At 61.6% G+C, this 9885-nt stretch carries 7 protein-coding genes; 5 read left to right on the top strand and 2 right to left on the bottom strand.

Translation table 11 applies throughout. From position 1 onward, the window contains the following. Positions 1–234: 234 nt before the first annotated feature. Positions 235–1317, bottom strand: coding sequence for a TMAO reductase system periplasmic protein TorT (torT, locus tag AC1DWF_RS27255; RefSeq protein ID WP_476804528.1), 1083 nt, complete (start codon positions 1315–1317; stop codon positions 235–237). Between the two features lie 53 nt (positions 1318–1370). Between torT and torS the strand changes: the two genes are divergently transcribed. Then, positions 1371–4286: a TMAO reductase system sensor histidine kinase/response regulator TorS gene (gene torS / locus AC1DWF_RS27260; protein WP_476789633.1), complete on the top strand. Its 2916-nt coding sequence runs from the start codon at positions 1371–1373 to the stop codon at positions 4284–4286. 24 nt (positions 4287–4310) lie between these two features. Here torS and torR read toward each other — a convergent pair whose 3' ends face one another. Continuing rightward, positions 4311–5045, bottom strand: a complete 735-nt coding sequence (gene torR, locus AC1DWF_RS27265) for a two-component system response regulator TorR (protein ID WP_476842272.1) — start codon at positions 5043–5045, stop codon at positions 4311–4313. Between the two features lie 190 nt (positions 5046–5235). Here torR and AC1DWF_RS27270 point away from each other — a divergent pair, with 190 nt between their 5' ends. The 4 genes from AC1DWF_RS27270 to AC1DWF_RS27285 form a co-directional block, all read left to right on the top strand. Beyond that, entirely contained in the window at positions 5236–6189 is a 954-nt protein-coding gene (locus tag AC1DWF_RS27270) for an ABC transporter substrate-binding protein (protein WP_476804529.1), read from the top strand. Positions 6190–6294: 105 nt separating this feature from the next. After that, positions 6295–7323, top strand: a complete 1029-nt coding sequence (locus tag AC1DWF_RS27275) for a quaternary amine ABC transporter ATP-binding protein (RefSeq protein ID WP_476842273.1) — start codon at positions 6295–6297, stop codon at positions 7321–7323. Then, positions 7320–9308: an ABC transporter permease gene (locus tag AC1DWF_RS27280; RefSeq protein WP_476804530.1), complete on the top strand. Its 1989-nt coding sequence runs from the start codon at positions 7320–7322 to the stop codon at positions 9306–9308. Before AC1DWF_RS27275 ends, AC1DWF_RS27280 begins: the two co-directional genes overlap by 4 nt. A 398-nt stretch (positions 9309–9706) precedes the next feature. After that, the coding region (locus AC1DWF_RS27285) for a helix-turn-helix domain-containing protein (protein ID WP_476842274.1) at positions 9707–9885 on the top strand (179 nt) is incomplete at its 3' end.

Below are 9885 nucleotides of genomic sequence, written 5' to 3' on the forward strand. Positions count from 1 at the left end.
GCTCCGTGCCGGGCATAAGCAGCCCGGGCTGCAGGATCAGGCTCGGCCGCGGCGGACCAGCCGTCACGGCGGGGTATGAAGCGTCCGTCATAGCCATCACGGCCTCCATGCAGCAACCTGCGCGAGGCAGATGATCGAAACAGACTACTTGCCGGCTGTGAACCAGTCCGCCGAGATAAGTAAAAATCAGCAAGCGTTATGTGAAAAGTTGTGACCGGACAGCGGCACGCCGCCTCACTGGACCTCGAAGGTCGGCTTGAACCAGGCCGGCGCGAGGCTCCGCTCTAGATCGAGCGACTGAACATTGGTCCGGTCGATCACTTGGAGCGGCGGGCCGACATGGCGATAGCTAAGCGTGCCTTCGATCGCCCGGATCGCCTGGTCGATGGCAATGCGGCCTTGCAGCGGCGGCGAATCCGTGGGTGCTGCCACAACCTTGCCCCGGTTGATTTCCCGGAATGTACCATGGGTGAAGTAGTCGGCCAGGATCTGGATGTGGTTCGCCCGGCCCTGGGCCCTGAGGATACTGACGGCAGCGTCTGCGGTCGGCGCGCTGCCGACGATGTAGTCGATATCGGGCTGCGTCTCGAGCAGTTCCTCGATCAGCAGCAGCTGGATCTCGAGCCCCGTGTCGCCCCATTTGACGGCGGCGATCTGGGCCGAACTCTGCTTCAGCGCCAGCTGGAATCCTGCTTCAACGAACTTGACCCAGCCCGCACCCTTGGGCCCGGGAAACCATGCCACCTTGACCGGCATGGTCCCTACCGGATGAAGGCGGGCGAGATAGGCGCCGATCGACTGGCCCATTTCTTCCCAGGAGACGCCCGACTTCGCAGTGATCCCAGCGTCGTCAATGTCATTGACCGTGGCAATGACCGGGATGCGGCGGGCAATTTCTTTGATGGTCGGCGTCAACCCTTCATAAGAAACCGTACCGACGATGAGCGCGTCGGCAGTAGCGCTGCAGGTCCGGATCTGTTCGATCTGCCGCTCGAGATTGGGATAGCCACCAGCTTCCACGACCGTCAGCTTGACGCCCGCCGAGCGCGCCTGCTCGACCATGCCGTAGTTGACGCTGACCCAGTAGGAATCCTTCAGATGCGGATAGGAAGCGCAAATCCGCCAGGGCTTGGCGGCCTTGGCGACCGGCTGATAGTCGACTTCCGTCGGCGGGTGGGAATAGTCGAATGGCGGGTCCCAGGCGTTCAGCCTCCAACTGACCGTACCTTCTTGCGCCCCGGCAGGACAGCTCGCGCCAAGCGCCAGAAATCCAACGGCAAGGAAGCTCCAGCGATGACGACGTGCTTGGGATTTCATTCGCTTACGCTAGACAGCTTACGCTGGCAGCGCAAACCATGGTTATATGAGCCATGCTTCATAGGTTCGGCATCGGCGGAAGGTTGTTCCTCGCCTTCTTGTGCATCACTGGTTTGTCTCTGTCGTCCGGCATCGCCAGCTGGCTGATCCTGCGCAACATCGCCGCCGCCCAAGCCGTGGTGAATGCCCAGGCGCTGCCTGCGGTGGCCGCGACCCAGCACACGGCCGAACTGAGCGCCAAGCTGGTCGCTACCGCCCCGGCACTTGCAGCCGTGCGCTCGCGCGACGAGTTGCTGGCCGAACAGGCGAAGCTTGCGGGGTTGTCGCAGGAGATCGTCAAGTCGCTGGCCGAAGTCAGGCGCCTGTCGATCGATCCCAAGCTGGTCGAGGAGTTCGCCGGCTCGGTCGAAAAGATGCTTGCCAACCTCAAGCAGAACAACGAGCTGGTCCGTCAAAGGCTGGAAGAAGACAAGGCCTATCGTGACGGTGCCGAGGCCACAGCCGCCGCCGCGCAATCGATATTGCTGTTGTCGGAGACATTGATCTCCAACGCCTCTGCCGGCGCATCGGCGGTGACGGCCAATCTCTACGGGCTGATCGGCGACCCGGAGCGCCGCGAGGATGCCTACAGCGCCGTAGACAGGCTGATCGAACACGACATCTATCTGATGGAGCGCATGTACGAACTTCGCCATCGCAGCGCGCAGGTGAGCCTGTTGATCAACCGGTTGAGCCGGGCTGAATCGAAAGCCGAGATCAGCGAGATCAGCGGCATATTCCAGGATCATGTGAAAGTCATCCGGCGCCGCATCCTCAGCATTGACGATCCGGTGCGGCGCAAGCAGGGCATGGAGTTCTTCGGCGCCATTGAAGCCGCCGCTGGCGACGTGCCGGTGTCGGGATCGATCTTCGGCCGCCGCCAGCACGTCATCGACCTTGCTGGCGATCTCGACGCCATGGCCCAGGCCAATCGCGACCTTGCCGTGACGCAAAACCAGGTGGCCAGGGACGTCCTCGACCGCTCCGACGAGTTCGCCAAGACCACCGCGAACCGCGCCGACGACGCGGTGCGGATCGGTGTCATCGTGCTCATCGTCACTCTGGTCGGCGCGGTGCTGGTTTCAGGTGCGATCGTCTGGCTTTATGTCGAGCGCAACCTTGTCAGGCGTTTGAGCGGACTGTCGCGCGCCATGCAGCGGCTGACAGCCGGCGACCTTGATGTCACGGTGACCGACACCGGCGATGACGAACTGCGCACCATGGCGGTCGCAGTCAACCAGTTCCGTGATGAATCGCGCCGGCGGCTCGAACTGGAGCAGGAGCGCGAGCGCATCACCGACGAATTGAGGCGCCACCGCGAAGAGCTGCAACAACTGGTCGAAGAACAGACCGAGCAGATCAGGCAGGTCAATACGCAGCTGCGCAAGGAGGCGATCGACCATGGTGAGGCGCGAACCAGGGCCGAACAGGCAAGCAGCGCCAAGTCGGCCTTCCTCGCCACCATGAGCCACGAGATACGAACGCCGATGACCGGCATGCTGGGCATGATGCGGCTGCTTGCCGACACCAGGCTCAATCCCAAACAGCGCGAACACCTCTCGGTCGCGGCGAATTCCGGCGAAGCGTTGCTCGGAATTCTTAACACTATCCTCGACTACTCCAAGGTCGAGTCGGGCAGTATCGCCATCGAAAAGGTTGATTTCGATCTATCGAAGCTGGTCACCGGGGTGGTCGCCTTCATGCGGCCGATGGCGACCGAAAAGGGCCTCGAGCTGAGCCTCGAGATTGACCCGAAACTCGCGCCCGCCTTTACCGCAGACGCGGGTAAGATACGCCAGATCCTGTTCAATCTAGTCAGCAACGCAATCAAGTTCACCGAGCACGGCCAGGTGCTGGTCGAGGTCAAGCTCGCAGCCGACGCCAAGCAGGCGCAGAGCTTGCGCCTTGTCGTTTCAGACACCGGTATCGGCATCTCGCCGGAACGACAGGAGGACATCTTCCAGGCCTTCACCCAGATGGATGCCACAATCACCCGTCGATTTGGCGGCACCGGTTTGGGCCTGGCCATCAGCCGCGAATTTGCCCGGCTCATGGGAGCCGATCTGGTGGTCGGCCCGCAGCCGGGCAAGGGCAGTGTATTCACGCTCGAACTGGTGCTGGACAAAGCCGTCGGCGCAAACCTTGCTGCCGAAAAACACCGCCGCAGGCGCGTGCCTGCCTTGCTGCCACGCAATATCCTGGTGGTCGAGGACGACGATGCGACGCGGCTGGTCTCCACCACCTTACTGTCCCAGGCAGGTCACCATGTAAAGGCCGTGAGCTCAGGCTATCTCGCCCTCGAAGCGATCGCCGATTTCAAGCCGGATGTCGTGGTGATGGATGTCAGCCTGCCCGGCATTGATGGGATCGAGACGATGAAACGGATACGGGCTGAGCTTTCATCGCCCGGCCTGCCTGTCGTTGCCATGTCGGCGCATGTGTTCAAGACCGACGTCGACCGCTATCTCGATTCAGGCGTCGATGCCTTCGTTGCAAAACCGATCGTGCATGAGCACCTGCTCGACGCGATTGCCACTCTCGCCGATCGGTTGGGTCCGGCTTCGCCAGTGGTCGCGGCACTGGACGCTGCGGCTTGCCAGGCCGATCTCGCAGCACTCGGTTCCGAAACGGTACTGCGTCTGCATCGCATCGCTCATGACAGCCTGCCCAAGCGGTTTCGCTCGATGCATGACGCCGTGAAAGCCGGTGATCGCGAAGCCATCCGGGACCTAGCCCATGCGACGCGAAGTTCGGCCGGTTCACTTGGATTTCCACGCTTGCTGAAGTCTGCCGAGGCGCTCGAAACCGCGTCAGTCGCAGCGTCCCTTGCCGAGCTGAGGCGCATGGTCAATGCGTGCGAGGCAGCCTTTGCCGAGGGCACGCGGCAATGGGAAAAGATGCTGGGGAGCGCCCCAGCGCAATCGGCCTGAGGCGGCACGAGGGCAGGGGGCAGACTAGAAGTTTGCAGCCCCCCGAGGCGCCTGGCTGGCGTCAGGTGCGAAGAAATATCCCTCGCCATGGGCCGTGACGATGATGCGGGGCGAGCGCGGATTGTCGTTCAGCTTCTGGCGTAGTCGTCGCACCAGCACATCGACGGTGCGGTCGCTGGCGTCCCATTCGCGCCGCGATATCTCGTGCAGCAGGCGCTCGCGCGACAGCACCTGGCCAGGGTTGGCGGTCAACACCGACAGAAGCTTGAATTCGGCTCCCGTCAGCTCGACGAAAGTGCCGTCGGCCGCCTGCAGCGTGCGGCGCGACACTTCGAGCGTCCAGCCGTAGAAATGGCGTGAGCTTGCAGCGATCGCAGGTTGCCGGCCCTTGCCGACCCGGCGCAGCAGACCTTTCACGCGAGCGAGCAGTTCGCGATGCTCGACCGGMTTGGTCACGTAGTCGTCGGCGCCGATTTCGAGACCAACGATGCGATCGACAGTATCGGTTCTACCGGTAACCAGAATGATGCCGACATCGGAGCGTTCGCGCTGCTCGCGGGTAAGCTTGAGCCCATCCTCGCCAGGCAGATTGATGTCGATCATCAGCAGGTCGGCCGGATGCCGGTCCATGATGGTGCGCATTTGCTCGCCGTCGCCCGCTTCGCTGACCTTGTAGCCCTCGGCCAGGAAATAGCCGGCAAGTTTTGCCCGCGTGACCAGGTCATCCTCCACGATCACGATGTGATGTTGAACCCGCATGCCATCTTGTCCTCCCCATTCCCGATTAACATCTTTTCACAAGTCAGACCACGACTTTTACACCCCTCCCGACACCGGTTCACTTCTTACCGCTATGTTTGCGGGGCTGGAGCGGAAAAGGAACAGGCCCATAGAGCCAACATCCGAAACTCCACGGGAACGATCGCAACACAAAACAATGGGAGCTTCAATGAGCAAGTTCACGAAGTCTGCAGCCATGGCCACGATCCTGGCCTTCGCGGCGGGCACGGCATTCGCCGAGGATTCCACAGACGCCATCAAGATCCCGACCCACAATTGGTCGAGCCAGATCGTCGGCGCCCATATAGTCGGCAAGCTGCTCGAAAAGGGCGGCGCCAAGGTCGAATATGTCTCCGCCGATAGCCAGGTCGTCTACACGGCACTTTGCGAAGGCGACGTCAGCCTGGTGCACGAAGTCTGGGAAGGCGCCTTCGGCGTTGCGTTCCAGAAGGTGCTCAAGGAGGGCTGTGTCGTCGATGCCGCCACCCACGATGCCAAGACGCGCGAAGAGTGGTGGTACCCCACCTATGTCGAAGAAGTTTGCCCCGGATTGCCGGCCTGGGAGGCGTTGAATGCCTGCGCCGACAAGTTCTCAACGGCTGAGACCGCGCCGAAGGGCCGCTTCCTCGGTGGCCCGGTCGACTGGCTGAAGCATGACGCCGAGCGCGTCGAAGCCCTCGGCTTGAATTTCGAAGTCGTCAACGCCGGCTCGTCCGCGGCACTGTGGGCGGAACTCGATTCCGCCGTCAAGCGCAAGGAGCCGATCGTCCTGTTCAACTGGACGCCGAACTTCGTCGAAGCGCTTTATGATGGCAAGTTCGTCGAGTTCCCGGCCTTCGACCCGAAATGCAAGGACGATCCGTCCTGGGGCACCAACAAGGAACTGAGCTACGACTGCGGCAATCCGAAAGACGGCTATCTGAAGATCGCCGCCTGGAAGGAATTCCCCACCAAGTGGCCCAAGGCCTACGCGATCTTGCAGAAGATCAACTTCACCAACATGGACATCGCTGTTCAAGCCAAGCTGGCCGACATCGACAACATGGAGCCTGAACAGGCCGCCGACAAATGGCTGGCTGACAATGAGGCGCGTTGGAAGACCTGGCTCGGTTCCGGCAGCTAAGTCCTGCATCGAAAAGTCGTGTCGTGGTGTCGTGACGCTTGCACAATGCAGGCGTCACCTCGCCGCGCGCATCCATCGGCCACTTTGGCGAGAGGCAAACTCGACATGACCGAAGCAAAAATCGCATGCCGCAACCTTTGGAAGCTCTACGGCTCTGACCCTGCCGGCTTTCTGCGCCGCCAAGGCGGCAACCCTTCGATCGAAGCCATAAGGGCTGAAGGCTACATCCCCGCCGTCCGCGATGTGTCCTTCGAGGTGATGCCCGGCGAAATTCTCGTTGTCATGGGCCTTTCGGGCTCCGGCAAGTCAACCTTGCTGCGCTGCCTCGCCCGTCTCATCGAGCCGACGGCCGGGGAGGTGATGTTCGAGGKGCAGGACATTCTCGCAGCGTCCGAGCGCGAGATGATCGAACTCAGGCGTCACAAGATGGGCATGGTGTTCCAGCATTTCGCCTTGCTGCCGCATCGCACGGTGCTCGACAACGTCGCCTTTCCGCTCCAGGTCAGGGGTACAGACCGGCACAAACGCGAGGCACGCGCACGCGAAGTGATCGAGCTCGTCGGCTTGAAGGGGCGCGAGGGCTACTATCCCCGCGAACTCTCGGGCGGCCAGCAACAGCGTGTCGGCATTGCCCGCTCGCTTGCCGTGGGTCCCGACGTCTGGTTTCTCGACGAGCCGTTTTCGGCCCTCGATCCGTTGATCCGCAGGGAAATGYAGGACGAGTTCCTGCGCCTCCAGCAGGTGCTCAACAAGACAATCGTCTTCATCACCCATGACTTCGACGAGGCGATCCGCGTTGCCGACAGGATCGCCATCATGAAGGACGGCGTCGTCGAACAGCTTGGCACCGCGGAAGAACTCGTCACCTGTCCGGCGACCCCTTATGTCGCCGAATTCACCCGCAACGTCGCCCATGATCGCCTGATGTCGGTCCGCGCGGTCATGGCACCTGCATCGTCACGCACACCTGATGTGGCTGCAGTCCAGGCGCAGGCGCTTTTGGCAAGCGTCGCCCGCCAGGTGTTGATGTCGGAGCGCCCTGTCGATGTTGTCGACGACGGGGGCGCTTTGGTCGGCACGCTAAGCCGCGACAGCCTGATCGACGCGCTCTACGGCAGGGAACAGTGCGCATGACCTCAACGACGCTGACGCGCCCAGAAGAGATGGAGCAGCCCAAGACCCTTGCCGGCATGTCCAAGCCGCTGCTCATCGTGTTGCCTTTCATCGTCCTGATGTTGGCCGCCTCGCTGCTTCCCGAATGGGCGGTGAAGGTGCCCAAGGCCTGGACCGTCCCATTCGTCGACTGGGCAAATAGGCTGGTCGAGCACATGCGAGACGACGCGATGTTCGGCCTGTTCTCATTCAAGGACCTGACGCGCTGGATCGCCGAACTCATCACTTGGCCTTTGGCCTTCGTCGAAGGCCTGCTGGTCGCCGGTTTCCCGCAAATCGGCGTGCCCGCGATGCCGTGGGTCATGATCGCCGGCCTGTCGGGCGTACTGGGCTGGTATCTGAGAGATTGGCGGCTTGGCGCGCTGGCGGCAGGCTGTGTCGCCTATATGGCGATCTTCGGCAAATGGGAGCTGTCGATGATCACGCTGTCTGTGGTGCTTGTCGCCGCACCCATCGCTGGCCTTGTCGGCTTGGCGATCGGCATCATGGCGGTCAAGAAGCCTTGGTTCGAGGCGATAGTCGTGCCGCTGCTCAACGTGCTGCAGTCGCTGCCGCATTTTTCCTATCTGATCCCAATCGCCGTCTTCATCGGTGTCGGTCACAAGGCCGGCGCCATCGCCACTGTCATCTTCGCCATCCCGCCCATGGCAAGGCTCACCATCCTTGGACTGAAGGGTGTTGCCGAAGAGATCCGCGAGGCCGGAAAAATGGCCGGCTGCACTCGCTTCCAGACGTTGTGGATGGTCGAAATCCCCGCCGCCAGGCAAGCGCTGCTGGTCGGCGTCAATCAGGTCATCATGCAGTGCCTGGCAATGGTGGTGATCGCATCCTTTGTCGGGGCCAGGGGCCTCGGCCACGATCTTTTGTTTCGGCTGCAGGCACTCAAGATCGGCCAGGCACTGGAAAGTGGTGTTGCGATCGTCTTGATGGCGATCACGCTCGACCAGTTGAGCCGGGCGGCAGCCCATAAAGAGCCATCGCACGTTGCGGACGATTCCACATTCCTGCAGCGCTTTCCGTTCCTGTCGGCCGCGGCTTTGGTCATCTTCGGTTCGCTCTTGCTTTCGCTCGTCACGCCCTATGCGCAAGCTTGGCCATCCAGCCTCACGCTCAGCACCGCGCCGTTTTGGGACGCGCTCGTCGGCTGGGTCACGGTGACCTTCTACGAACCGCTGCAATATCTGCGCAACGCCATGCTGCTCTACGTACTGATCCCTGTGCGTGACCTGTTCCAGAGCATTCCGTGGACGGCGATGGTTGCGCTTGTCGCGGCCGCCGGCTGGTCGCTTGGCGGCCTGCGCCTAGCCCTCACAGTTTCCGGCTTCGTGTTGTTCATCGCCTTTGCCGGCTATTGGGAGCGTTCGCTGATCACCGCCTATATGGTAACGGTCGCCGTGCTGATCTGTGTCCTGATCGGCCTGCCGATCGGCATCTGGGCATCGCGCACCGAGCGCCGCACCGGCATCGTCAGGCTGTTGTGCGACACCTTCCAGACCTTCCCCTCGTTCATCTATCTGATCCCCGTCATCATGTTGTTCAAGGTCGGCGATGTCGCTGCGATCTCGGCCATCATCATCTATGCGATGATCCCGATCGTGCGCTACACCATCTTCGGACTGCGCAACGTGCCATCCGAAATCGTCGAGGCCGGCATCACCTCGGGCTGCACCAGGCGTCAGCTCCTGTGGAACATCCGCATGCCGCTCGCTTTTCCCGAGATCATGCTCGGCATCAACCAGACCATCATGTTCGCGCTGTTCATGGTCATCATCGCAGCCTTCATCGGCACCAAGGACATCGGCCAGGAGATTTTCCGGGCACTGACCTTCAACGACGCAGGCAAGGGCCTGGTACTCGGGCTCTGCGTCGCCTTCATGGGCCTGACCGCCGACCAGCTGATCACCGCCTGGGCAACAAGGAGGAGACAGCGGCTCGGCCTGGAGTAGGGACATCCAGGCAGCCTCCCTTGCCTGGCGATGGAGGCACAGAGGTCGGGGTCAAGGCGCGAGTGACTTGCTGGAAGTTTCAACCAGCAGGTCCGGCATCTTGGTGCCTCGAGATTTCTTACGACCGTCCAGAACCTACCAGCAGGCGGGATTTGCCGGTAAATTTGCTCTATGTTGGCTTACCCGCGCAGGTGCGAACTCACCGATGGCACTGATGAGTGGCTGCCTGATCTGCGAACATTGCTTTTTGCGGACTGGGGGAGAACCACAGCCATCTTGTCGTGGTGGAAGTTCCATAAGATAGATTACGCGACATCGACATGTAGCGGGGGTGGGTTCTACCTTGAAGTGCGACTTTGCAGCGATACCAATGGGTTATCGTAAGCAAGGAAGCGCAGATGAAACGCACCTACTCGCAGATTGATCTCGATGAGCGGCGCAAGATCGCCCGCTGGCGTCAGGCTGGGGTCAGTGTCGATGTGATCGCCGAGAAGCTCGGCCGGCATCGTTCGACGATTTTCCGCGAGTTGCGCCGGAACATCTTCGAGGACGCGGAGATGGCGGATCTGACCGGCTA

The organism is Aminobacter sp. P4_D5 (assembly GCF_056401815.1).

Coding starts and splice junctions, on each gene's coding strand:
- torT (WP_476804528.1), bottom strand. CDS start 1,317: ATGAAATCCCAAGCACGTCGTCATCGCTGGAGCTTCCTTGCCGTTGGA.
- torS (WP_476789633.1), top strand. CDS start 1,371: ATGCTTCATAGGTTCGGCATCGGCGGAAGGTTGTTCCTCGCCTTCTTG.
- AC1DWF_RS27270 (WP_476804529.1), top strand. CDS start 5,236: ATGAGCAAGTTCACGAAGTCTGCAGCCATGGCCACGATCCTGGCCTTC.
- AC1DWF_RS27280 (WP_476804530.1), top strand. CDS start 7,320: ATGACCTCAACGACGCTGACGCGCCCAGAAGAGATGGAGCAGCCCAAG.